The 22,535-nt window shown below is 54.1% G+C and carries 23 protein-coding genes and 1 pseudogene; 12 read left to right on the forward strand and 12 right to left on the reverse strand.

Features of this window, described 5'->3' with window-relative positions:
* Positions 1–120 precede the first annotated feature (120 nt).
* The 7 genes and pseudogenes from ACVWZ0_RS02290 to gstA all read right to left on the reverse strand — a co-directional run bounded on the left by ACVWZ0_RS02290 (position 121) and on the right by gstA (position 4,495).
* Positions 121–510, reverse strand: a complete 390-nt coding sequence (locus ACVWZ0_RS02290; RefSeq protein ID WP_253456165.1) for a hypothetical protein — start codon at positions 508–510, stop codon at positions 121–123.
* A gap of 68 nt (positions 511–578) precedes the next feature.
* Positions 579–1,112, reverse strand: a complete 534-nt coding sequence (locus ACVWZ0_RS02295; protein ID WP_253456163.1) for a hypothetical protein — start codon at positions 1,110–1,112, stop codon at positions 579–581.
* A 238-nt stretch (positions 1,113–1,350) separates the two neighbouring features.
* Positions 1,351–1,758, reverse strand: a pseudogene (locus ACVWZ0_RS02300) (SAM-dependent methyltransferase); the annotation flags it as partial.
* 53 nt (positions 1,759–1,811) lie between these two features.
* Entirely contained in the window at positions 1,812–2,192 is a 381-nt protein-coding gene (locus ACVWZ0_RS02305; protein WP_253456161.1) for a DUF4440 domain-containing protein, read from the reverse strand.
* A gap of 33 nt (positions 2,193–2,225) precedes the next feature.
* Positions 2,226–2,693: an OsmC family protein gene (locus ACVWZ0_RS02310; protein ID WP_253456158.1), complete on the reverse strand. Its 468-nt coding sequence runs from the start codon at positions 2,691–2,693 to the stop codon at positions 2,226–2,228.
* Positions 2,694–2,772: 79 nt separating this feature from the next.
* The gene (locus ACVWZ0_RS02315; RefSeq protein ID WP_253456156.1) at positions 2,773–3,690 is read right to left on the reverse strand and encodes a pyridoxal-phosphate dependent enzyme; all 918 of its coding nucleotides are present in this window, start codon (positions 3,688–3,690) and stop codon (positions 2,773–2,775) included.
* Positions 3,691–3,892: 202 nt separating this feature from the next.
* Positions 3,893–4,495 (reverse strand): glutathione transferase GstA, encoded by a 603-nt coding sequence (gene gstA / locus ACVWZ0_RS02320; protein ID WP_253456153.1) that lies wholly within the window; start codon positions 4,493–4,495, stop codon positions 3,893–3,895.
* A gap of 359 nt (positions 4,496–4,854) precedes the next feature.
* Here gstA and ACVWZ0_RS02325 point away from each other — a divergent pair, with 359 nt between their 5' ends.
* Genes ACVWZ0_RS02325 through ACVWZ0_RS02345 form a run of 5 tightly spaced genes read left to right on the forward strand, consistent with a single transcriptional unit; the run spans position 4,855 to position 10,178 of the window.
* Complete coding sequence (locus ACVWZ0_RS02325; protein ID WP_253456150.1) at positions 4,855–5,262, forward strand: ExbD/TolR family protein; 408 nt, start codon at positions 4,855–4,857, stop codon at positions 5,260–5,262.
* 1 nt (position 5,263) lies between these two features.
* A complete protein-coding gene (locus tag ACVWZ0_RS02330) occupies positions 5,264–6,001 on the forward strand; it encodes an energy transducer TonB family protein (protein ID WP_253456147.1) in 738 nt (245 codons plus the stop codon).
* 28 nt (positions 6,002–6,029) lie between these two features.
* On the forward strand, positions 6,030–8,273 hold the full coding sequence (locus ACVWZ0_RS02335; RefSeq protein WP_253456144.1) for a TonB-dependent receptor family protein: 2,244 nt from the start codon (positions 6,030–6,032) through the stop codon (positions 8,271–8,273).
* Positions 8,274–8,290: 17 nt separating this feature from the next.
* Positions 8,291–8,923, forward strand: coding sequence for a MotA/TolQ/ExbB proton channel family protein (locus tag ACVWZ0_RS02340; protein WP_253456141.1), 633 nt, complete (start codon positions 8,291–8,293; stop codon positions 8,921–8,923).
* A complete protein-coding gene (locus tag ACVWZ0_RS02345) occupies positions 8,916–10,178 on the forward strand; it encodes a phospholipase D-like domain-containing protein (RefSeq protein WP_253456138.1) in 1,263 nt (420 codons plus the stop codon). Before ACVWZ0_RS02340 ends, ACVWZ0_RS02345 begins: the two co-directional genes overlap by 8 nt.
* Before the next feature lie 112 nt (positions 10,179–10,290).
* Here ACVWZ0_RS02345 and ACVWZ0_RS02350 read toward each other — a convergent pair whose 3' ends face one another.
* Positions 10,291–10,479 (reverse strand): hypothetical protein, encoded by a 189-nt coding sequence (locus ACVWZ0_RS02350; protein ID WP_253456134.1) that lies wholly within the window; start codon positions 10,477–10,479, stop codon positions 10,291–10,293.
* A gap of 372 nt (positions 10,480–10,851) precedes the next feature.
* Between ACVWZ0_RS02350 and ACVWZ0_RS02355 the strand changes: the two genes are divergently transcribed.
* Positions 10,852–11,283 carry a DUF3828 domain-containing protein gene (locus ACVWZ0_RS02355; protein WP_253456131.1) on the forward strand — a complete coding sequence of 144 codons (432 nt, stop codon included), beginning with the start codon at positions 10,852–10,854 and terminating at the stop codon, positions 11,281–11,283.
* A gap of 44 nt (positions 11,284–11,327) precedes the next feature.
* On the opposite strand, the gene ACVWZ0_RS02360 is transcribed toward ACVWZ0_RS02355, so the two are convergent.
* Entirely contained in the window at positions 11,328–12,263 is a 936-nt protein-coding gene (locus ACVWZ0_RS02360; RefSeq protein WP_253456127.1) for a VirK/YbjX family protein, read from the reverse strand.
* A gap of 234 nt (positions 12,264–12,497) precedes the next feature.
* Between ACVWZ0_RS02360 and ACVWZ0_RS02365 the strand changes: the two genes are divergently transcribed.
* Together ACVWZ0_RS02365 and ACVWZ0_RS02370 are read left to right on the forward strand one after the other, a co-directional pair.
* The gene (locus ACVWZ0_RS02365) at positions 12,498–13,322 is read left to right on the forward strand and encodes an AraC family transcriptional regulator (RefSeq protein WP_253456124.1); all 825 of its coding nucleotides are present in this window, start codon (positions 12,498–12,500) and stop codon (positions 13,320–13,322) included.
* A gap of 77 nt (positions 13,323–13,399) precedes the next feature.
* Positions 13,400–14,359: a DMT family transporter gene (locus ACVWZ0_RS02370; RefSeq protein WP_253456122.1), complete on the forward strand. Its 960-nt coding sequence runs from the start codon at positions 13,400–13,402 to the stop codon at positions 14,357–14,359.
* An 880-nt stretch (positions 14,360–15,239) separates the two neighbouring features.
* On the opposite strand, the gene ACVWZ0_RS02375 is transcribed toward ACVWZ0_RS02370, so the two are convergent.
* A complete protein-coding gene (locus ACVWZ0_RS02375) occupies positions 15,240–15,635 on the reverse strand; it encodes a transposase (protein WP_125290204.1) in 396 nt (131 codons plus the stop codon).
* A 540-nt stretch (positions 15,636–16,175) separates the two neighbouring features.
* On the opposite strand from ACVWZ0_RS02375, the gene ACVWZ0_RS02380 reads away from it, so the two are divergent.
* The 3 genes from ACVWZ0_RS02380 (at position 16,176) to ACVWZ0_RS02390 (ending at position 19,686) form a co-directional block, all read left to right on the forward strand.
* Positions 16,176–17,432: an MATE family efflux transporter gene (locus ACVWZ0_RS02380; protein ID WP_253456119.1), complete on the forward strand. Its 1,257-nt coding sequence runs from the start codon at positions 16,176–16,178 to the stop codon at positions 17,430–17,432.
* An 8-nt stretch (positions 17,433–17,440) separates the two neighbouring features.
* On the forward strand, positions 17,441–18,391 hold the full coding sequence (locus tag ACVWZ0_RS02385) for an ATP-grasp fold amidoligase family protein (protein WP_253456116.1): 951 nt from the start codon (positions 17,441–17,443) through the stop codon (positions 18,389–18,391).
* Between the two features lie 341 nt (positions 18,392–18,732).
* Positions 18,733–19,686: an ATP-grasp fold amidoligase family protein gene (locus ACVWZ0_RS02390; protein WP_253456112.1), complete on the forward strand. Its 954-nt coding sequence runs from the start codon at positions 18,733–18,735 to the stop codon at positions 19,684–19,686.
* A 38-nt stretch (positions 19,687–19,724) separates the two neighbouring features.
* Here ACVWZ0_RS02390 and ACVWZ0_RS02395 read toward each other — a convergent pair whose 3' ends face one another.
* Positions 19,725–20,006, reverse strand: a complete 282-nt coding sequence (locus ACVWZ0_RS02395; RefSeq protein ID WP_125290208.1) for a YjcB family protein — start codon at positions 20,004–20,006, stop codon at positions 19,725–19,727.
* 806 nt (positions 20,007–20,812) lie between these two features.
* Here ACVWZ0_RS02395 and ACVWZ0_RS02400 point away from each other — a divergent pair.
* Positions 20,813–22,117, forward strand: coding sequence for a diguanylate cyclase domain-containing protein (locus ACVWZ0_RS02400; RefSeq protein ID WP_253456109.1), 1,305 nt, complete (start codon positions 20,813–20,815; stop codon positions 22,115–22,117).
* On the opposite strand, the gene soxS is transcribed toward ACVWZ0_RS02400, so the two are convergent.
* A complete protein-coding gene (gene soxS / locus ACVWZ0_RS02405) occupies positions 22,114–22,503 on the reverse strand; it encodes a superoxide response transcriptional regulator SoxS (protein WP_125290210.1) in 390 nt (129 codons plus the stop codon). The two genes, ACVWZ0_RS02400 and soxS, sit on opposite strands and share 4 nt — an antisense overlap.
* Between the last annotated feature and the right edge of the window lie 32 nt (positions 22,504–22,535).

Below are 22,535 nucleotides of genomic sequence, written 5' to 3' on the forward strand. Positions count from 1 at the left end.
ATATTATTACCACACTTACGATAGCGATGAAGGCAGCAGCCTGAGCAGTTAAGTGGAAAATAATAACAGTGACAAAAAACCCGCCTCGTGCGGGTTTTTTTACGTCTGTGGAAAAGGAAGTCACCGTCCGGAGGAGAGTTCAGTTCCCGAATAATCGAACATTCCCGTACGGCAGTCCAGAATGACGTAAGCTTCATCACTGCCTTTGCTGCCGCTGACCTGGAGCTTGCCGAACCACATCTTGTTCCCGAAAGTCGGGGCGGTATTAAAACTCAGGCTGTCCAGGCCGATAGCCGCTTTCCGCTCATTTTCTCCAGCCGAACGCAGCCACGACCGAATATATTCCTCGCGGACCTCTTCCGGCGTAAAGCGCGGACAGGCCTGCTGAAAAGCCTCATCGGCAGGCGCAACGCGTGAGTAAATCATCAGCGCCGCCAGGCAGGCCAGCGTCAGCACGCCGCCCAATAAAAGCGTAATAAAGTAAGAAAGGGGCTTCCAGAACCTGCGCATCGTACCTCCCTGTAAAGTCACCTCACGACACGCTACCGGAAAAGTATAACGTGTAACAAGACGGGCGTTTAGTCAGTCCAGCCTAAGCTTTCTACAATGGCCCGACGGTAAGTGGTGTCGATCTGCGCCGGCACCCGGCAGATATAATCTTTAGCATGTTCCCGCGTCTCGCCCGTCAGGCTGTCCAGATAGGCCAGCGCCGCCTCTAAAGAAGGCGTACGGCTCTCAATCTTATCGCAGCACGGCGGCAGAGCCGTCCAGATCACCGCATCAATATGCCGGTCGTGCGCCCATTTAGCCAGCGCGCCTGCCGGCCTGTCGGTCACTATCAGCGAGCCGATGCCGTCGCTACGCTGTGCCGGAATGGCCTCGCGGGCTTTCAACAGTTCACACGCCGTCGCGAGGTCATCAACCGTCAGCCATGCCCACAGCGCAGGAACGGGATCGGCGTTGATACAAATAGCCGTCGCCAGCTCGCCGCCGTCGCTGATGCGGGAAAATTCTATCGGCACAGGCGGCCCATCTTTATGCCATTCGCCCTCGACCGGCAGCACGCCGGATTTCCAGATAAGCGATCCCCAACCCAAACAGGCAATTCTCATTCTATTTTTCCTCGAAGACAGCGTCCGATAACTATGGCCTGATTACCCCAGGCCCGCCAGAGCGATGCGGCGAAAGATGAAAACCGTGGCTGAATGAGCCTGCTACGGTTATAAAAAGCGCAAAAGCTGACCGGCACGCGGCGTTTGTAAGGCCGCAGCGTAATGCGTTTTGGCGGGCAGATGAAAAAATGCCGCTCAAATGCATCAGCAAGCTGAGGATAAACAAAGCAGAACAGGGCTATTGTGCCTGAAACATCAGGGTAGCGGTGCTAAAGGATCCGTCCGGCTGGAGGGCATAATGGCGCTTCACGCTGGCGGATGCTTTTTCCTGCAGCAAAAGGATCGCCTGCGTCAGCGTCTGCGGCGTTTGCATTCTTTCGATCCACGAAGCGAACGCCAGATCCAGACGATCCATCACCAGCCGGTTAACGATCATCCCGCTTTTGTTCGCCATCTTCAGCCAGTCACCCTGCGAGTAATTGCGTACGTGAGAAGGATCGCGCAGCATCTCCACCGTTTGCAGCCAGACATCCAGTACCGGCTGACCGGGCGAGGCGGTATCCATCATGATAAATTTACCGCCCGGCTTCAGGACGCGTTTTACCTTGTGCAGCGCCTGGCCGACGTCGTACCGGTGATGCGCGGAATTTATGCTGCTCCCGGACGCGGACTGCCAAAGCGCGAGCTAAGGCGCGCTGGTTACGCGCCCTGCCAGGTTTCGTGCAGGGAAACCCACTGTGGATGGCCGTCGATCAGCCGGAACACCGCCGTTGACCAGCGCGCGGTGGCGGCTGCGTCTGGCCGGGTCTGCCGTTCAAGATAGCGTACTACCGCGCCGCCGGGCCAGCTTTCCACCAGCGTCAGTTCCTCAAGCACGATAGCCAGCCCCGGCCTGCCGCCGCGCTGCGCCAGAAAAAAGTCGCTCACGCTGGCCATATCCATGCAGCGACCGGCAGGAGGGATCATCACAAAGTCCGCGCTGAAGCGATTTAAAAGCGCCTGTATGTCGCCGCTACCCTGACCAAGCCAGTTTTCAATCGCCACGTGGGCAGCGATAACTTCCGTAAAATAAGGGTTCATGACTTCTCCGGTTGGGTTAACGTCGTTTTTCACTCAGGCGTGTTTGATAGTCGGCTCGCAAAGTACCGGAAAGTTCAGCGAGTTGGCGATAAAACACTGCTCATGCGCTTTTTCGTGCAGCGCTGCCGCCAGGGTAATATCGTCACCCGCGCGTAGCGTGATTTGCGGCTTCAGGACAATTCGGGTAAAACGGCCGCGTCTGGCTTCCAGCATGGTGCCTTCCGCCCTGTCGCAGTAGCTTTGCACGCTAATGCCCGCCTCGGCGCACAGGTGCAGATACCAAAGTTTATGGCAGGCGGAAGCGGAAGCCAGCAGCATCTCTTCGGGATTCCAGCGGCTGGCGTCGCCCAGAAAAGCGGGATCGGCGGAGCCGGCTATCTCTGCTTTAGCGTCGGCTACCACCTTAAACTGGCGGTCGTAGGCCTTGTAATTTTCGGTGCCCTGGCCTTTGTTGCCGGTCCACTCCACGGTCACCTGATAGTCATGCTCGCGATCTGCCATAGCGCTTCTTCTGTCCTGTTATTAACAAAATCAGAAGATTAGCGTTTTCTGCCCGCATTACCAGACGCATTTACAGCCTTTAGCGCTTTTCGGACAGATGCCACAGCTGTTCCGCCGTAACGGTAGCGCCGCCGCAGACAATCACCAGCGGTTTCCGGAACGCCGCCAGCAGCGGATGGCTATCGTAAATAACCGCCAGGCTTGCGCCGCAGGCTGGCTCGGTCAGCACGCGATGATCGTTCAGGAAGCGGCTGCACGCGGCGATAGCCTGGCTGTCGGTAACCAGCGCGCTGTGGATCGGATGCGTAGCGGCGCAGCGTAGAGACTGCTCGCTGACGCGCTTTGCACCCAGCGAACCGGCCACGCTGTTAATAGCGGCCAGCTCCACGGTATGACCGGCCTGCAGAGCCGCATGAAAGGAGGCTGCGCCTTCGGTTTCCACCGCTATCACCGGGACATCGTGCCAGCCGTTGCGCTGCAACCCTTCCACCACGCCGTTCAGCAGGCCGCCGCCGCCAACAGACAGGATCACCACGTCAGGTTTACAGCCGTCAGCGGCCACTTCATCGATCATTGTGGCATGGCCCTGCCACAGCAGCGGATCGTCAAACGGGTGCAGAAAAGCATCTTTGCTGCCTGAGAGCGACTGAGCGTAGTGGTTGGCTTCCTGCCAGGACGCGCCGTGTACGATAACCTCTGCGTTCTCCTGACGCAGCAGCTCGACGGCGCGCGCGGAAGTGGTTTCAGGCACGACGACGATAACGGGTACGCCCAGCTGGCGACCGGCCCAGGCAACCGCCATGCCCGCATTGCCGCCGGAAGAAGAGACAAAGCGTTCGGCACCCTGGCGTAAATAGTGCTGGCAGGCCAGCCCGATACCGCGGATTTTAAAAGAGCCGGGCGGCTGAAACGCCTCCATTTTTAGCCAGACGTCACGTCCGGCCAGCAGGCTGAGCGCACGTGACGGGATAAGCGGCGTAGCTTGGTGTAGGTGCATATTTATTCCTGAAGGCTAACGAAGATGGGCAGCGGCAGATACGGCCGGACTTCTGTTTCTACATCCAGATTGAAGGCCAGCTTGCTGCCTGCGACCGAACGGGCCGGGAAACCTGCGTAGCGCTGTCCGCCCGGCCTTTTGCCGTACGCAAAAGGCCGGATGAACGCGGGTTGCGCAGGTTAACCTCGCTCCGCGCAGCTATTCAGATCAGGCCTTCCGCCTTCAGCGCGGCCTGCACGGCGGGCCGTTCCGCGACGTTGGCAAGGTAACGCTGCACCGCAGGCCAGTCGTCCAGGCTAAATCCAACCACTTTGCTCCAGCCGAGCACGGTAAACAAATAGGCGTCGGCAATAGTGAAGCGGTCGCCGGTCAGCGTGGTTTTACCGTCGATTTCATTTTCCAGCCAGTTCAGTCGGCGCGTCAGCTGAGCAACCACCGCATCTTTCCACTCGCCTTTTACCGCCGGGTTAAACAGCGCCGCCAGCGTCTTATGCAGCTCGGCAGAAATAAAGCTCATCCACTCCAGCACGGCGTAGCGCGCTTCGCCCTGCGCAGGCAGCAGGCCGCTTTCAGGGTTTAAATCCGCCAGGTATTGTGAAATCACCGCGCCTTCAGTCATCACCCTACCGTTGTCCAGCGCCAGCGCGGGCACATAGCCTTTACTGTTGATGGCCCGAAAATCTTTGCCGCTGCGGGTGGTTTTGGTTTTTAAATCTACCGCCTCCAGCTCGTGCGCCAGGCCAGTTTCGTGCAGGACGATATGCGGGGCCAGCGAGCAGGCGCCGGGAGAGTAATAGAGTTTCATATTCTTCCTTAAATGGTAATGAATGGCCTGATGACGTTACTCCCGCCAGAGAGTGATAACAAGCCTTTCGGCTTTGGCAAAGCGCTAAGTTTTACGCGCGCCTTTTTCATTAATAACTTCATTATCAATAGTTTAATTATTACGCTTGCACTGCGTTCACGTATTTAAGCCTGTATTCTGAGTGATAATTATTTTCGATTTCAGATGCCCCTCGCAAAACCCCCCGTTCACCCGTTTTTAATTTCCTTCCGTCACTAATATGTAAGTTAATCGTAATGATCCACCGTTTTATCTTAAAAGTGTAACTAAAAATAAACATTCCGCTTCTATATTGGCCTTCCAAAAAGAGGGGGAGCCTGATGCGTAGCTGGAATGAACCTGTCAAAAATAAAGCCCATATTGAACTGATCCCGATGATTGACGTGATGATGTTCCTGCTGGTGTTTTTTGTTCTGATCAGCCTGAACGTTATTCCTTCCCAGGGAATGAAAACCCAGCTGCCGGGCGCGGCCAGCGCGCAGCAGTTAAAACCGCAGCAGCACGCCATCGTTACGCTGGGCACGGATAACCGTCTGGAGCTGGACGGACAGCCGGTGACGCCGGAAACGCTTGTTAACCGGCTGAAAGCGCAGCAGGAAGACGGCCAGAAAACGGCGATCGTGCTTAACAGCGATAAAAGCGTGCCCGTCGAGCGGCTGATTGCCGTAATGGACAGCCTGCGGCAGGGCGGCTTTACCGCTATTTCTATCGCAACACGGAAACTATGACATGTACGCCGTCTATCGTTTTCGCCATGCTTTTAGCTGGCTGCCCGTGCTGATGGCGGCTGGCTGGGTGCTGATGAACCAGCACGCCACGCTGAAAATTGAACCGCGCTACGACGAATCAACCATGGAACTGGCGCTGGTGGAACCCCCATCGGCTGAAACGCCGCCGGTTGAGACACCGCCGGTTGAAACGCCTTCCGAACCACCAGCGGAACCCGAGCCTCAGCCCGTAGTGGAAACGCCGCCGGAACCTACGCTCTCCTCGCCTGAACCCGTTGCGCCGCCGCCGAAGCCCAAACCGAAGCCAAAGCCAAAACCGAAAAAGGCGATCGAGCCAGCCAGTACTTCGGTTAAACCTACCGCCGTTGCAAGGCCGATACCCGCCGCGTCGCCGGTCGCCACGCCCAAATCCGTCGCGCCGCGCGTCAACAGCGGCGCCATCGAAAACGGTTGGATCGCAGAGCTACGTCACGATCTGGAGGCACAAAAACGCTATCCCACCGGCCGTCAGGCCTCGCTGGAACGCCCGGAAGGCAGCGTGGAAATCTGGCTGGAAGTCGATCGCAGCGGTCGCGTACTGGCTTCCGGCATCAGCAGTAAAGCTCGCAATATGCTGCTTAATCGCGCCGCGCTGGGCAGCTTACAAAATATCAGGCAGGTCAAGCCGTTCCCGGCCGACGCCTTCGCCGGACAAAACAGCAGGCGCTTTACCGCCACGCTGAATTATCGGGCGCCGTGAACGCCCAACATCAAAACAGGAAATAATAATGCGCATTTTTATACGTTCCGGGGTGTGCCTTGCGGTGATGTCGGCCTTATCAATGGCGGCACAGGCAGCAGAGAGTACCGATGTCGGTGCCATTAATGTTCAGGGCGAGACGCTGGGCGGCGGCATGATGGTGCAGGAAGAGTCGGCGAAAGCACGTTCTACCATTACTAAAGAGGCGATGCAGAAGCAGGCGGATATGGCGGGAAACGCGCTGGATCGACTGAAATATACGCCCGGCCTGAACGTTAACAGCAACGACGCCAGCGGTTTGAGCGGCGTTGATTACACCATGCGCGGCATGAACTCCGATCAGATTGGCCTGTCGATCGACGGCATTCCAATTAACGACTCCGGCAACTACGCGGTTTACCCTAATCTGGTGGGCGACGCGGAAAATATCGAAGAGGTGTTTGTGACGCAGGGCTCGTCCGAGGCAGACGGCCCCCATATTGGATCGAGCGGCGGCAATATCGGTCTGGTGACCAAAAGACCCGCAAAAGATTTCGGCGGCTTTGTGAAGCAGACGCTGGGCAGTAACAATCTGAGTAAAACATTCGCCCGTCTGGAAACCGGCGAATATAACGGCTTCAGCAACTGGCTCTCTTATTCGCATACCGAAGCGAAAAAATGGCGCGGCGAAGGACGCTTATATTCCAATAAATTTGAGATGAACTCGCTCTTCGAGGCGGAAAATGGCAACAGCAGCAACCTGATTATGAAGTATAACCGTCAGGAAAACGCCAATTACAACACGTTAAGCAAGGCGCAGTTTGAACAGGACGGACGCTACGCCAACGATTATCCCGCTACGCCGCAGTACAATAGCCGTGGTCAGCTGTCGAGATACTACAAGCTGAACCGTAACCCGTTCGAGAATTTCACCCTCAGCTTTACGCCGAAACTCCAGCTGCAGGATAACCTGTCGCTGACGTTGCAGCCTTACTATTACTGGGGCAACGGCGGCAGCTTTACCGGCCAGAGCGCCAGCACGCTGGGGCCAACGTCCGATCAGGCGGGCCAGTACGATCTCAGCAATCTGACCAGCAATACTTATTACCGCCCGTCGTGGACACAAACCTGGCGGCCCGGCATCACGACTAAACTGAAGTGGGATATCAACGAGCAGCACAGTCTGGATCTGGGCTACTGGTATGAACGCGCTCGCCAGCTACAAACGCAGCCTTATGTGGCGATCAAGAGCGACGGTAATCCAGCTGATCTGTGGGGCGATCCGAACGGTGCCGGACAGGTAAAGGATGCCAACGGCAACACCGTGCAGGGCCGCAACCAGTATACCATCACGCCCGCGCAAAAAATCTGGCTACAGGATAGCTGGTTCGTCACGCCCGACTGGACGCTGGTCGGCGGTCTGGCCTGGCAGCACGTCGATCGTCGCGGCGAAAACAAAGGCAGCCTGGAAAACGCGCCGGAGCATCGCCACGCCACCTATCATAAGTTCCTGCCGAACTTCAGCGCCAGCTATCGGCTCGATCAGCAGAATCAGGTGTTTTACAACCTGACGCGCAATATGCGTACGCCGCAAAACTACGTGCTCTATAACGTCGGCGATTCGATTAATACTAAACCGGAGCTGAGCTGGAACCATGAGCTGGGCTGGCGCTTTCAGCGAGACGATATGCTGCTCAGCGCCACGCTGTTCTATTTGCGCTATACCGACCGTCAGATTTCCACCACCAACCCGGATGGCGACTACGAGATGATGAACGTCGGCAAGGTGGAAAACCGGGGGCTGGAGGTCGAGTGGAGCGGCAAGCTGCCCTATAACTTCAACTACTACACGTCTTACACCTATACCGACTCCGAGCAGAAAGATAACGTCACGCGGGAAGATATCTCTCTGCCGACCAGCGGCAAGCAGCTGCCCAACTCGCCCAAAAATCTGTTGAACCTGACGCTGGGCTACGATGATGGCCGCTACTACAGCAGCGTCAGCGGAAAATATGTCGGCGCGTTTTACGGCGATATGACCAACGATGAAAAAGTGGGCGGCAGAACGGTGTTCGATCTGGCGGCAGGCGTTTATTTGCCAGTGGATAAAAAGATCGTCAAAAGCGCCGCGCTGCGGTTCGGCATCCTCAACCTGCTTGATAAGGAATACCTGACGTCGGCGCGCACTACGGTATTTAACGCCGATGCGCGTAACGGTCTTAGCGCCGCCACGCCTTATTACAATGTTGGCGTAGAGCGTACCTACAGCGTTTCGCTGGAAGCCACTTTTTAACCGAAAGAGAGAAGAAGATGAATGCAACCCTGATGCACGATGCAATCTTTTATGTCATGTACTTCTCGCTGGCGGCAGCGCTGGTGATTATTATTGAACGATCTATCTGGTTTGCGTGGACGCGGCGGCAGGCCAGCCAGCTGGCGGCGGTACTGACGACGGAAACGCACGCGCTGCCGGAAAGCGTAACCCGACGCAGCAGCGTGCCGCTGCGCGCAGTGCAGCCCGTACTGGCACGTAAAGCGCAGGCTTCCGCCGAGGCGCTCAGCGACGAGGTCGACGCGCAGTATCTGCTGAGCAAAGCGGCCATGACGCGCGGCCTGTGGCTGCTGGAAACGGTGGTGACCGCCGCGCCGCTGCTGGGGCTGCTGGGCACGGTAATGGGAATTATCGACACGTTTAAAGCGCTGGCGGCGGCAGGCGTGTCGGACGCCAGCCAGGTTTCCGCCGGGATGGGCACCGCGCTGTACGCCACCGGATTAGGCATCGCTATCGCGCTGGTTTGCCTGGTTAGCAATAACTTTTTGCAGAACCGTATGGAGCGCATTAATGAATTACTTAAGGTGCTGCTGTTGCGGGCGGCTACGCCCGTACAGCGGGCCGGGCCTGTTGCCGGGCCGCAGGACAATGGCGTGCGCCGCTATGCGTGATCTTGCGCAGCGGTGCAAACGGCTGCTGTGCGGCGGGCTGCTGCTGTTCAGCCCGCTCGGTGAGGCAAATTTCGCTATCGCGGGTTATGAACTGGTTTATGATGCGCCCGTCGAAACCACCCTGACGGCATCAGATTTGCGCAGCAGTGCCGTGGTGTGGCAAGAGATGTTCGCCAGCGCCCGTACGCAGATCGATATTGCACAATTCTATGTGGCCAACGAGCCGGGTTCGCGATTGGATAAGGTGATCCAGACGCTGCGGCAGGCTGGCGAACGCGGCGTAAAAATTCGTTTTTTAATGGATCAAAAGGGGCTGAAGCTCAGCACGCCGGAAACGCTGGCGCAGCTGAAAGCCATTCCGGGACTGACCTTGCGCATTATGCCTTTCGCCCGCCTGGCTGGCGGTATTATTCATGCCAAATACCTGCTGGTGGATGGTAAGCAGAGCTTTGTCGGCAGTCAGAACTTTGACTGGCGGGCGCTGGAGCATATCCAGGAAACCGGTCTGCTGATTAACGACGCACCTGTTGTAGCGCAAATTGCCGCCATCTTTAATCACGACTGGGCCGCGCAGCCGTTGCTGGAGGCGGGCGAAAAGGTGCCCGAAACCGGTACGGATGCGTTGCCTGCCGATCTTCGCGCCGGCCGTTATCTGGTCGCCAGCCCGCGCGCCTGGAATCCGGCAGGTATTCCTGATTCGCAGCTGGTGCTGCCGCAGCTGCTTGCTTCCGCCAGAAAGCGTATTCGGGTGCAGGTAATGGAATATGCGCCGCTGTCGTTTGGCGAAAATCGCACTCGCCCCTTTTATGCCGTTATCGACAATGCGTTGCGCGCAGCAGCGGCGCGCGGCGTACAGGTCGAGCTGATGGTCGCCAACTGGAATACCAAACAGCCCTATATCGCCTGGCTGAAAAGTCTGGCGCTGGTGCCGGGCGTAACGATAAAAATCGTGACGATACCGGAGGCGAGCAGCGGTTTTATTCCCTACGCCCGCGTCGTGCACAGTAAGATCATGACCATCGACGGCGAACTGGCCTGGACAGGCACCAGTAACTGGAGCGGCGGCTACTTTGATAATTCACGCAACCTGGAGCTGGTGCTGAATGATGACGTCATGGCGGCGCGGCTGGATGCGCTTTATGAGCAGCTGTGGCAGAGCCGCTATGCCGCGCCGTTACGCATTGATGCCGACTATCCTGCGCCCGATCCCGGCGGTCTGCTGCGGGAAAATGCGCCGCGCCGGGACGCGCCATAGCGCTAAGCATGAAACACCAGGAGAGGGCGGTATAAAGCATCAGCAGCACCCGCTACCGCCAGAAACCGGCCCGGCTTGTAAAGGATAACCTGGCTCCAGCGGGCAGGCCGCGTCACAGCCAGGCAAAACCCCTGGCTATCAGCAAAGCCAGCCCCAGAGTTGTGGTCACAATTGCGCCGAACAGCAGGCGAAAATCCATGCGCGCCTCTTTTTTAAACTCACGGATGTCGCTTTTGATTTCCTGAATAGCTTCCTGCATATGCCCGACATCGGTTTCCAGCCTGGTGACTCGTCTTTCCATCTGTTTGCTCTCCATTGCGGTCTGAACGGCAAAGCTGACGCTTACGATAATTAAGACAGGAGTTGCGGCAGCGCGATAATCTTATAACCACATAAAAAAAGCGGACACTGTTTTCTGACGGCGCAGCGGAAAAACATTGAGGACTTCGGCATGGCTCGCATTTGTCGTCCGGATTTGCAGGCTGTTGCAGTTATCAGGCCGCTGCGGCGCCTGCTGCCCTGGCTAAAGTCATGACCCGTTGGCTACGGCGCGACACGGTATAAACATTTACCAAAAATAATGCGGAAACGGGTTCATTCAGGGCGATGAAAAGGTAAATTAACCGGCAGCGTGGAGCCGCCACGTAAAAGCGTAACGGGCAGAGATTTGTTGATGAAAAAATGGATACTGGCGCTGGGCATAGCGCTACTGGCGTCGCAGGCCGGCGCGGCGGAACAGGATCCGCAAAAGGTAAGCCAGGATTTTTACAGCTGGTATCTTAACGCGTTGAGCAAGGATGAAAGCCCGATCGACGAGCACGATCCGGTGTTAAATCAGTATGTCACGCCGCAGCTGCTGCAAAAGATCAACGTGCTGATCAAAAGCCCTGACGGCATGGACGACGATTTCTTTTTGCAGGATCAGGATTACAGCGACAGCTGGGTGGATCACGTCAGCGTAAGCCGGTTTACCGTCAACGGCGAAACCGCCTCCGGCGACGTGGCGCTGGGCAAGGATCCAGAGGATCGTCAGCTGCTGCTGGTCACGATGCGCAAAGATCGCGACGGCTGGAAAATTGATGATGTGGTAAAGGAAAGCCGCTAAGGTGAACCGCACGCGGGCCGGTACGGTCACCTGTGGCACGCGGCTCAGCGGATATGCGCGGTGAACTGCCCGGCCAGGGCGTCCAGCAGCTCGTAGCGTTTCCGATACTCCGACCGTTTCTTGCTGCTTATCTCCTCCAGCGGCTTGCGTGCAAACGTCGTCGGCAAGCGACAGAGTTTTGACGACAGCGGCACAGCGTTAAGCGTCTGCCAGAATTCGTCATAGCTGGCATGAAACAAACTCTTCTTTTTCAGGCGATAGCGCCAGCTGCGGAAAATATGGCCGGTGTCGCTGACGGCCTGGATCTGCGAAATCCCCGTTGCCTTACAGAACAGCGCCAGGGTTTCCATCAGCAGGCGTTTCGGAAATAAACCATAGCAGGCCTTGGTCGCCGAACGGATCAGCTCGTGCGGCGTATCGCGATGCGCGCCCTGAATACCGCCGACGATCGCTACCTTTTCACCTTGCTGCTCGGTTACAGCAAAGGTCACTATCGCCAGCTTGATCCCGTCCTGGCTGAAAAACAGATTGACCTCGCCTTCTCTTTCACAGCGTCCGGTACAGGCCATGGTAATGGAAAAGCTTTCGCCACCTTTGCCTGCAAAACGCAGCAGCTCCGCCCCTTGTTGGCTGAGCAGCGCCTGACGAAAGACAGAGTAAGGCAGGTCTCTGGCGAATCGGTAGTGCGCGATAATCGCCCCGGCCCGATCCGCCACCGGCATGCCGCCATAGAGATAGGGGCGATGGATCTTGCTCGGCAGCGTATGCTGGACGGCCAGTATTTCACGCATCACCGGCTCATGAATAATCGCATCGGTCAGTTTCAGGGTCTGCCGCGGACAGGCGAGCGAGCGGAACAAATACTTGAGGCGATATTCCCGGTCATACCACAGCTTGCCCGGTTTCAGCCTGCCCGTAACCAGCGACAGAAAAAGGGTCAGGCTGCTCTCCTGACCTGACGTAAGTGTGATATCGGACATCTTCGGCGTTCCAGTGGAAAAAACTCAGTTGAACACCGGCAACCTCAACATTGAGTAAATGACGATTTACAAATTAAGAGCATTGCTTGTTGGTTGAATGAATGTTTAATTTATTAATCACTTATGCCAAATCAATTGCAGGAAACAGACAAATTAAGGATGACGTTCGCTGCTAACGTTATACTTTTGTATTAAGCAGAAGAGGGTTCCTCGCTCAATTTTCCGGAGGCTGGCTTGCAGGGTGTTCCCGCGCAGTTTAATGATGAAAAAGATCGCGCCCGCTTTTGCCAGCTTGATGGCCTGACGGGCGTAGAGCTTTATCAGGCGCATATTTCGCGCTACGCCTTTGAGCCGCACACGCATGAGGCGTTCGGCATCGGCACGATAGACGCAGGCGCGGAGCGTTTTCGCTATCGCGGCGCTGTGCATACGGCACCCGCGCAATCGCTGGTGTTAATGAATCCGGACGAGCTGCATACAGGCGAATCGGCCAGCGAAGAAGGGTGGCAGTATCGTATGCTCTATCTCGATCCGGCGCGGCTGGCCGCCATAACGGGCGAGCAGGGCTGGTGGTTTACCGAGGCGGTGTGCTTCGATCCGCCTCGAGCGGCCCAGCTTTCCGCGCTGTTGGCTATGCTCTGGCAGGTGCGGGATCCGCTGGCGAGAGACGGCATTTTACTGACAGCGATCGACCTTTTGCGTCCCTGCGCCCGGATTGGCGATAAGATGGCAGCCGCGCCCAGGCACCGCTTCGACCTCATAAAAGAGTATTTACGCGACAACCTTGCTGACAATATCACCCTGAACGAGCTGGCCGCGCTGGCCTCGCTCAGTCCCTGGCATTTTCAACGACAGTTTAAGGCGCAGTATCACGTTACGCCGCATCAGATGCTGATGGCGTTTCGCCTGTGGCGCGCAAAAGAGCTGCTGGCCTCGGGCCGCCCGGCCGCTGACGTCGCGCTGGCGGTAGGCCTGACCGATCAGGCTCATCTGACCCGCAGCTTCGCTAACCGCTACGGCACTACCCCGGTGCGCTATCAGAAGCAGATAAGAGGCTAAGCGCAATCTGCTACAATCTTTTCCCCTGACGGCGCGTCAGAATAGCGTTTTCGCTTTAATTAACGGGATCGCTGTTTATGTTTGCTGGTGTCTTTTTTGCCCTGAGCGCGGGACTGATGTGGGGACTTATTTTTGTGGTGCCTCTGTTGGTGCCGGATTACCCGGGCGCGCTACAGTCGGTAGGCCGCTATGTGGCTTTCGGTCTGATTGCTCTGCCGCTGGCGTGGCAGGATCGACGCCGGTTGCGTCAGCTGTCGCGCGGCGACTGGAAAGAAGCACTCAAACTGGCGCTGATCGGTAACCTTCTTTATTACACCTTTTTAGCCAGTGCTATTCAGCGTACCGGCGCACCCGTTTCCAGTATGATTATCGGCACGTTGCCAGTAGTTATTTCCGTCAGCGCTAACCTGTTTTATGGGCACCATGAAGGGCGGCTGCCGTGGCGAAAGCTGGTGCCGGTACTGCTGCTGATCGCGCTGGGATTAGGCTGCGTCAACGTTGCGGAATGGCAGGATAGCACTCAGCATGGCGATCTGCCACGTTATCTGAGCGGCATAGGGCTGGCGGTAATGGCGATGATTTGCTGGACATGGTATCCGCTACGCAACGCTCGCTGGTTACGCGCGCATCCGCAGAAAAGCGCGACGACCTGGGCGACGGCGCAAGGCATAGCCACGCTGCCGCTGGCACTGGTGGGCTATTTGCTGGTGAGCATTCAGCTGCACGTTACCCGTCCCGACTTTTCGCTGCCTTTTGGCCCCCATCCCGCTCTTTTTATCGCCTTAATGATCGCGCTGGGCCTGTTCTGCTCCTGGCTGGGCGCTTTGTGTTGGAACGAAGCCAGCCAGCGTTTACCCACCGTGTTGGTTGGCCCGCTGATTGTTTTTGAAACGCTGGCGGCATTGGCCTACACCTTTTTATTAAGGCAGGGCTGGCCTTCAGCAGTAACGGTCTGCGGCATTCTGGCCCTGATAGCGGGCGTAGTGCTGGCGACACGTATCCAACCTGAACCGGTTAAGAAATCCGTCTTTTCTTAAGAGACTGGCCGAAAAAGGCACAGCCTTTGGCAAACTATTTTGATTAAGGTAAAAAAAAGAGCGCTTTTCGTGCTCTTTTTTTATTGCCGCTGGCTGTAATTTCCGGAAGTTTTTAGCTCTATGTGTGATTTTTATCACGTTTTTTTTCCGATGCGGTGAGGAAAAAAAGCGGCTTCCATCAAAGACCGCTATGACACAGTGACCGATTGTTCCGCTATAAGAATAATCGCTAATCGGATTTGTTTATTTTCAAACACAGTCAATTCTTACTACACATTCAATATTGCTTCTTTTTTGAGACTGTTTTAGCAGCAACAAACCATTTTTAACTCAAATTTTAATGAACAGAAACGGAAGAAAGGACGATGCCCGGCAGATGGATACATTAATAAATCACAGGAAAAGATTAACTCTGCACATCAATGTCGGTCGTAAAGGTCAGGAATGTTAAGGTCTGTTGCATTATCGTTGGTCTTGAAAGCAGGGTAGCGAAACGGAGGAGGCCGGAGTGGCGGGGTTTTCACGCGAAAGGACGCATGGTGAACGGCAGAGAACAGTGAGAACTGTAAACCATTCGTAAACTGATAAGCATTATCATTACTGAAGTAGATGCCGGGTTTTCGGGTCGATCTGTAAGAAGGTTTTATGTCAGAATTGGCGCATTTATCGTTGACCAAAAAGATAAATGCGCTCTTAACTGTATGAAAGTAAAATAATTTTTCTGGTGACGATCAATTGTGGTAGCCTGGTGAGGCGGGTTTATAGGAATAAACTCATCACCGAATCAGGTCGCCATAAAAAGGAACGGTACTTTTTAATTAAAGATCGGAATATTTTAATTTGGTCCTGAACAGTAAAAAAATTGCGCACTGCGTCGCAATTATTGATTCTCACAGTTGTAAGGATAATGATAAACGCTGCGGCTAATATCCAGCAAGCGGCAGCTCCGGCGCGTGCCGATATCAAAAGTATCCTGAAGAAAATTAACCGCCTGACGCTTATCATTGGTAGTAAAGAAGTTTTTCAATACGCTCTGCAGCATTTCTTTATCTGAAGAGAGCATCTGGAGTTCGCGTTCCATACTGTGTACGCGCTCTTCTAACTCCTTGATTTTTCTTCCTTCTTCCGAGAATAGCCCGGCGTATTTCTTTTTCCAGCTGTAGAATGTGGCCTCAGAAATCCCCAGTTCTTCACAAATCTCCTTAACCTTTACGCCGCATTCAGATGCTTTAATGGCACTGGTGATTTGCTCTTCTGTATATCGTGACTTTCTCATGGATGCTATTACCTTTCTTAACTATAAAGTGATGAGAATGGCTGCACTAAAGAATGGATCTAATTTATCCATTAATCAGGACAGCGACGTTAAGTGCGCGATTTGAATTGCAGGCTTTAAGTTAAGGGATTATGAATAAATATCATCATGGGATTTCTCCTATTTTATTTGCAAAGCACCTGGTTAGCTTTCGATAAAGCGCTTTTTGTTATAAATTCGATTCATGCCAGCAGCAAGGCCAGTTAGTAATTCAGAATGATCCAGCAGGCGGAAGAAAAAAACTGTGCCAGGATATTCTCCAGCGTTGTTCGTGCTGAGGTGGGTTGCTAACCAGTATCAAGTCCAGGAAGAATCAGACGGTTCGTTAAAAAAACGATCTGATAAAATAAAATCTTTTAAATAAGAGCGGTGCGCTATCGCCCGTAAAATAATATTCCGAACGCTTATTTTGCCAGGCCCAGGCCAGGTTTATTTTCTCTGTGATAGACAAGGATGTACTGACTTTCGTTATAAGTTATTAGTTCTACGAAGGAAGCTTCAATGAAACACAGTGTCGTTACGAACGCTGCCTGGATGATGTCAGAGAAGGTGGTTTCGGTTTTTGGTGTAATTTTTGTTACATCCTATGTTGCAAAATCTTTTGGGCCATCTGTTTTTGGGCAAATCGCATTTTCTGCATCCATTTTTTCCATTGTTCAAACCGTAGCGATTTTTGGTACGGAAACCATCCTGTTTAAAAGCATCAGCAAAAGCGCGGCGAAAGGCCTGCGGCTGATGGCCGTGGCAAAACAGCTGCGTATGGCATTGTTATTATTACTTTCTTTGCCGGTGCTGGCGTGGGTCTGGCTGGAGATGCGTGAAAATTTTTTGATTTTTGCCGTGGCGTCGTTTCTGTCGGCTATTTTCGTGACCCAGGATATTTTTAGCGTTTATAACAATGCGCGACTGGAATCGCGGATGAACACGGTTGCAAACGCAACGGGAATGATTATCAGTTTCGCCATTAGCTTTGCTATTGCGTGGTTCAAGCTTAATCCGCTACTGCTGTCCTTCTCGATTGTTGCGGTGACGCTGGTGCCGTACCTGATTAAGCGGACGATGTTTTATCAAAAAAACACCATCAGCCCGCCAACCAGGCGCAAGCACCGCAGCTATCTGCGCTATCTGTTCCATGCGGGACTGCCGCTGGCGATCTCCAGCGTGTTTATTTCTGTTCAGGTGAAGCTGGCGCAGTTTTTCCTGGTCGGCGTGGGATCGGCACACGAGCTTGGGCTGTTTACCGCTGCGAATACGATTTCTGCCTCATGGATATTTATCCCGGTGGCGATTATCACCTCCAGCTTCTCGGAAATATTCCGCGAGCGGGCGGATGTTGCTTTGAGACTGGCCGCCAGGCTTAACGGCTACGTTATGGCTGTTTCACTGTTTATGCTGCTGGTTGTTGCGCTGTTCGGCGAAAAAATTGTCAGCCTGCTTTACGGTCATGACTATCAGCAATCGGGCGATCTGGTCACGTTGCTTTCTCTGGCGACCTGCTTTTCAGCAATGGGTACCGTAGCCTATCGCTACATGGTGAAAGAGGGCGGTTTTAATTATCTGCTGGTGAAAATTATTTTACTGGTGGCGGTCAGCGTAGTAACCAACTGGTTTTTCATTCGTTTTTGGGGCTTGACGGGTGCCGCGTGGAGCGTGCTGGTCACGGAACTGTTATCCCTGACGCTGATGAATTATTTCTTTAAGAATGGGGTCATTCTTAAGATGCAGCTTTCCTCACTCAACTACAAAACCTATAGGTGAGTAAGAAAATGGTAGACGCAAAAAAACAACTTAAAAAGGCCGCCCTGAATTGCATCCGAATTATGCCGTGGTCTTGCCAGGACAGAATATATTATTTTCATCGGTTTAAACGGATGCCGCATATTCGTCATCCTGATTCCTTTAATGAAAAGGTACTGTTTCGCAAGTTTATTAAAGGCGATTACGATTGTTACGCCGCGTTATCAGATAAGATCCTGGTGCGGGATTATATTTCCCACAAGATTGGTGAGGAATACCTGATCCCTTTGTTACACACCACGGATAATCCTGAGACGCTGTTTGAGCTGGAAACGCTAAAAGATACGGTCATTAAGCCAAACCACGGTTCAGGGATGGTTAAAGTCTTTGTAGAAGAACCTGATTTTGTCGAAAAACATCAGCTTATTGAACGCTGTGGTGAGTGGCTGACAAAAGATTATTCGCACGAAGCGCGTGAAATCCATTACCGCTATATCAAACCGCAGATCATGGTTGAGCAGCGGGTAGGAGACGGTAAGTCTACGGCGATTGATTACAAGTTTCATATGTTTAACAAGCAGGACGGCCACTTTGAGTATGTGCTGCAGGTGGTGTTTAACCGTAGCGATAATCAACCGCTGTCGATGCTGTTCTATGTCAATAATCTTGATAGCTGCTTCTACCGCCGCTTTGATACTGCCGGACTGGATATCAGCCACAACCGGGCCGCGCTGGAGAAGGCGCTGGCGCTGAGCAAAAAGCTGGCCAGCGATTTCGATTACGTACGGGTTGACTGGTATATCAGCCAGGGCGACGTCTACTTTGGCGAGCTGACCTTTACGCCAGGCGCAGGCCTGATGCCGGTGCTGAAGCACGGGCTGGACGAAATGATGGGCAAGATGTGGCTGCAGGATGGTCAATCAGCCACCCAGGCGGAGCGGCAGGAAAGCGCGCCGTCGACGGCGCAGAAGAAACAGTAATAAAACCCAGGACGGCCGCAGGCCGCTCTGTTCAGTAAAAATGGAGTTGTCGTCCCGCGAAGGGCACTACCGCAAGCAGGAATCTGCTCAGCGCGTCCTTAACGGGCTTTTCGTCAGTCAGTTTTCTCTCTTCTGACGCCAGAGGCATGAATCTGGTGTTGCCTTGCAGGAAGCAGAGACCGTGCGCAGGAAAACTGCATAAACGGGTAAAGCAGCTGACGGATTTTTTATGTCTGCCGGGAAAAATGAGACGCGGGTGTCGCGATTTCGGATGGCGAGAAAACGCTATTTTGAAGAAATTTTTCCTCAAACAATTATAAAGCCTGCAAATGAGGTCGAAAATGCTAAAACTCAAAGCAGAAATAAGAAAAGGTTTCCTGTTCCTTTTCAAAAAAATGCCCTGGTCCTACCAGGACAGAATTTATTATCTGCATAAATTTAAAAAATTACCCAACATACACCAGCCGAAACTGTTTAATGAGAAAGTTCTGTACCGCAAATTCGTCACCGGCGACTACCTGCGTTATGGCATGCTGTCCGATAAGCTGTTGGTTCGTGACTATATTTCTCAGACTATTGGGGATGAATATTTAATCCCGTTGCTGCATGAAACAGCCGATCCTGTCACGCTGCTGGGGCTTAGCTCGCTGAAGAACACCGTGGTGAAGCCCAATCACGGGTCAGGCATGGTGGAGATTTTGCTGGAAGAGCCGGACTGTTTGCAGAAACAGCTGCTGATCAAGCGCTGCGAAGAGTGGCTGAGCCGGGATTTCTCGCACGAAGCGCGTGAGATTCACTATCGCTATATCAAGCCGCGCATTCTGGTTGAGCAATACGTCGGCGACGGTAAATTTGCCGCCGTTGACTACAAGTTTCACATGTTTAACAAGAAAGACGGTACTTTCGAGTACGTTTTGCAGATTATCTATAACCGCTGCGGCAATGCGCCGCTGTCGATGAACTTCTACGTTAACACGTTGAAATCTTGCTTCTATAAGATCCGTGATACGGGGCTGGATATCAGCGGCGACCTGGAAACGCTGGAAAAAGCGCTGGCGCTGAGCAAAAAGCTGGCCAGCGACTTCGATTACGTGCGCGTTGACTGGTATATCAGCGAAGGGCAAATCTACTTCGGCGAGCTGACCTTCACGCCGGGCGCAGGCATGGTAACCGGTCTGGATCAGGGGCTGGATAAGATGATGGGCGACATGTGGCTACAGGAACGTAAGCCAAAAACGCTGAAGGCGATTGGCGGCGAAGCGGCGGCGATGGCCGGGACGCTGAAGAAAGTATAAAGACGAAAGCCGCATGATCTTCATGCGGCTTTACGCTTTTATGGCAGAGGATAATCGGCTGGCGTATGGCTCATGACATCGACAAACACGTCTTTGGTGATATGCCAGAAGTTAAGCAGGTTATCCATGCTCAGCGTGATACCTAACAGGCCGGTGACGAACCAACACGACATGCCTATGCCAACGCCGGTAAAAATGAAGGCCATGCCGTTGCGGCTGGACTGACGACATTTTACGTTAAAGGTGCTGGCGAGAAACATCATGACTGCACTAACCAGTTCCCATCTCATCAGCACCAGGCTAGCGGTTAAGGTACCCATATCTCTGAAACTCCGCGTCAATCAGGCCTGGCAATAGAAAAAGCGTCATCTGTCCGGACGAAAAGGCCAGGATTGCTTTTCATCGGGGCGGATACAGGGAGTAAGTGTGATGACGGTCACATTATAGCATTGCGTCAGGCGAGTTTTGAACACTTTTAAGACCGCTTATGGGCGTTTTTTGATCGCGCACAATAATCACATTTATTTCCCGTAAGTTAGCGGTGATATTGCGCGGCGGGCGTTAAATAGCGCCTGAAAAAGTTAATATCTTTTTAAATTACGTTCAAACTCAGGTTATTTTTGAGACAAGGAATGAGAGTAATTTACATCATTTCGCCCACCGTTCCGAAATTGCCTTAGCGCTTTTAACTTATTTCTCCGCGCCGTTATTTTTATCTGTTCGCTGAATTATGCCAAATTATCTGGCAATAGTTGGCTCCTTTGGGATGAATCTGACCTGTTAAAAGTTGTATGGGATGAAGAGGAGTTGTAGGATTTTTGAAAACTAATTTTTGCCATTTTATTTCCTGCATAAGCTATCAGCGGTAAACGCGCACAGGATGGCAATAGCAGAAATTTTACATCAGATAACCGGAGCCTGCCTGTTTGCCTGTGGCTGTTCAGGGTCGAAAAGCCATTTTTTGCCCGCAAACAACATTCCCCTCGCGTGCAGCTTGCTCTTTACCTCAGATCGGGGCAGCAGCCTGGTCCCGGCAGCGTTACTGCTACGGGCGGTCGCCAACGCAAGCCCCCAATGCAGAAGCGCTGCATGAGCGGAGATCCGTTCGGTTGGCGTGGGAGGAATCATGGATCATGACCGTCCCGCGGGAAACATTACCGCGCAACCGGCAGCTAAGCCGCTGCCTACGCTACGCAAGTCGCTACGGCGTATTCATTTAACTATTATTCTTGTCTCGCTAACGTTCAGCGGCATTTCACTCTCGCTGCTTTCGGTGCTGGCTTTGCGTAACTACGCCGAAAACAATTCCGAGCTGCTGGCGACGACTATCAGCTACAGCGCCGGGCAGGCGGTAGCGACAGGCGACGGCGCAGCGGCGCGCGCTATCCTCCAGGCTATCGGCGCGAAAACACAGTTTGGCCAGGCTAGGATCCTCGATGCGGATCGCCGTTTGCTGGCAAGCTGGGCTGCAAACGATAATCGCGACAAGAGCGCCTTCAGCGAGCTGGTATCGCGCTGGTTATTTCCCAAACCGGTGCAGATCCCCGTCCTGCGCGGCGGTAAAGAAATTGGCACCATCTGGCTGACCGGCGATGGATGTCGGGTAATGCATTATCTTTATCAGGCGCTGACATGGTTGGGATGCAGCATGTTGCTCTCCGCGCTGCTGGCCTTTTATCTGTCGCGCCGAATGCATTCAGGCATCGTCAGCGCGCTGTCAAACATCGCCTGCGTGGCGCATGAAGTACGCAGGCGACGAGCCTTTTCATTGCGCGTACCTTCTTCTTCTATTGCCGAATTAAACAAGCTGAGCGGCGACTTTAACAGCCTGCTGGACGAGCTGGCCGACTGGCAGCGCCATCTGCAAAGCGAGAATGCCACGCTGGCCCATCAGGTGCGGCACGATGCGTTAACCGGCCTGCCAAACCGCACGGCTTTTGAGCAGGAGCTGCACAAACAGCTGGACAATCCTTTGACCGCCGCGCGGGTGGCGGTGCTGTTTATCGACGGCGACCGTTTTAAAGAGGTAAACGATCGCTACGGCCATGCTGCTGGCGACAGGGTTCTGACCATTACCGCACAGCGCCTGCGCGCACGCTTGCGCAAAGGCGATTTGGTGGCGCGGCTAGGCGGGGATGAGTTTGCGGTACTGCTGTTAGCGATTGACAGCGGCGAGCAGGCAGGCTGCGTTGCGCAAAGCGTCATTGAGGCGATGCGTGAACCCATAAGGCTGGACGACGGCACGATCCTTACCCAGTCTCTGAGTATCGGCATCGCGCTGGCGAAAAATCATCATACCGGCGAGGCGACCATCGCCCAGGCCGATGCGGCGATGTACCACATCAAAGCGCTGGGCGGCGGCTGGTATTTTTCGCCCGCGCTCTGGAGCAGGCGACAGGCGTCGGCGGCGCTGGAGTGCGAAAGCGTTTAGCCGTTGGTGCTGACCGCTGACGGGAATTCAGAGCAGTCAAAATAGAGCGGACGCTTTTGCTGACGGCGCATGGTGTTGCGCCAGGCCGTCGGCGTCTGGGAAAACTGGCGGCGAAAAACGCGCGAGAAAGTCTGCTGCGAGTCATAGCCATACTGCATGGCGATATCAAACACCGGACGCTGCGTCTGGCGCAGCTCTTTCGCGGCCAGCGTCAGGCGACGCTCACGAATATAGTTGCCCAGCGTCTGTTTGGTCACGGCGCGGAACATGCGCTGCAGGTGCCATTTCGAATAGCCGGATCGCGCCGCAACGTCATCGATAGAAAGCGTTTTGTCCAGATTGCTGTCAATCCAGTCGGTAAGCGCGTGAATAATCTCATCATGCATACTGGTCTTCTCCCTGGGGCTGGCGGCCGATC

It is taken from the genome of Erwinia sp. TECH1 (assembly GCF_054057575.1).

Coding starts and splice junctions, on each gene's coding strand:
- ACVWZ0_RS02360 (WP_253456127.1), bottom strand. CDS start 12,263: ATGTCCGATATCACACTTACGTCAGGTCAGGAGAGCAGCCTGACCCTT.
- ACVWZ0_RS02355 (WP_253456131.1), top strand. CDS start 10,852: ATGAAAAAATGGATACTGGCGCTGGGCATAGCGCTACTGGCGTCGCAG.
- ACVWZ0_RS02335 (WP_253456144.1), top strand. CDS start 6,030: ATGCGCATTTTTATACGTTCCGGGGTGTGCCTTGCGGTGATGTCGGCC.
- ACVWZ0_RS02315 (WP_253456156.1), bottom strand. CDS start 3,690: ATGCACCTACACCAAGCTACGCCGCTTATCCCGTCACGTGCGCTCAGC.
- ACVWZ0_RS02380 (WP_253456119.1), top strand. CDS start 16,176: ATGAAACACAGTGTCGTTACGAACGCTGCCTGGATGATGTCAGAGAAG.
- ACVWZ0_RS02340 (WP_253456141.1), top strand. CDS start 8,291: ATGAATGCAACCCTGATGCACGATGCAATCTTTTATGTCATGTACTTC.
- ACVWZ0_RS02395 (WP_125290208.1), bottom strand. CDS start 20,006: ATGGGTACCTTAACCGCTAGCCTGGTGCTGATGAGATGGGAACTGGTT.
- soxS (WP_125290210.1), bottom strand. CDS start 22,503: ATGCATGATGAGATTATTCACGCGCTTACCGACTGGATTGACAGCAAT.
- ACVWZ0_RS02330 (WP_253456147.1), top strand. CDS start 5,264: ATGTACGCCGTCTATCGTTTTCGCCATGCTTTTAGCTGGCTGCCCGTG.
- ACVWZ0_RS02305 (WP_253456161.1), bottom strand. CDS start 2,192: ATGAACCCTTATTTTACGGAAGTTATCGCTGCCCACGTGGCGATTGAA.
- ACVWZ0_RS02375 (WP_125290204.1), bottom strand. CDS start 15,635: ATGAGAAAGTCACGATATACAGAAGAGCAAATCACCAGTGCCATTAAA.
- ACVWZ0_RS02350 (WP_253456134.1), bottom strand. CDS start 10,479: ATGGAAAGACGAGTCACCAGGCTGGAAACCGATGTCGGGCATATGCAG.
- gstA (WP_253456153.1), bottom strand. CDS start 4,495: ATGAAACTCTATTACTCTCCCGGCGCCTGCTCGCTGGCCCCGCATATC.
- ACVWZ0_RS02325 (WP_253456150.1), top strand. CDS start 4,855: ATGCGTAGCTGGAATGAACCTGTCAAAAATAAAGCCCATATTGAACTG.
- ACVWZ0_RS02295 (WP_253456163.1), bottom strand. CDS start 1,112: ATGAGAATTGCCTGTTTGGGTTGGGGATCGCTTATCTGGAAATCCGGC.
- ACVWZ0_RS02370 (WP_253456122.1), top strand. CDS start 13,400: ATGTTTGCTGGTGTCTTTTTTGCCCTGAGCGCGGGACTGATGTGGGGA.
- ACVWZ0_RS02390 (WP_253456112.1), top strand. CDS start 18,733: ATGCTAAAACTCAAAGCAGAAATAAGAAAAGGTTTCCTGTTCCTTTTC.
- ACVWZ0_RS02385 (WP_253456116.1), top strand. CDS start 17,441: ATGGTAGACGCAAAAAAACAACTTAAAAAGGCCGCCCTGAATTGCATC.
- ACVWZ0_RS02290 (WP_253456165.1), bottom strand. CDS start 510: ATGCGCAGGTTCTGGAAGCCCCTTTCTTACTTTATTACGCTTTTATTG.
- ACVWZ0_RS02310 (WP_253456158.1), bottom strand. CDS start 2,693: ATGGCAGATCGCGAGCATGACTATCAGGTGACCGTGGAGTGGACCGGC.
- ACVWZ0_RS02345 (WP_253456138.1), top strand. CDS start 8,916: ATGCGTGATCTTGCGCAGCGGTGCAAACGGCTGCTGTGCGGCGGGCTG.
- ACVWZ0_RS02400 (WP_253456109.1), top strand. CDS start 20,813: ATGGATCATGACCGTCCCGCGGGAAACATTACCGCGCAACCGGCAGCT.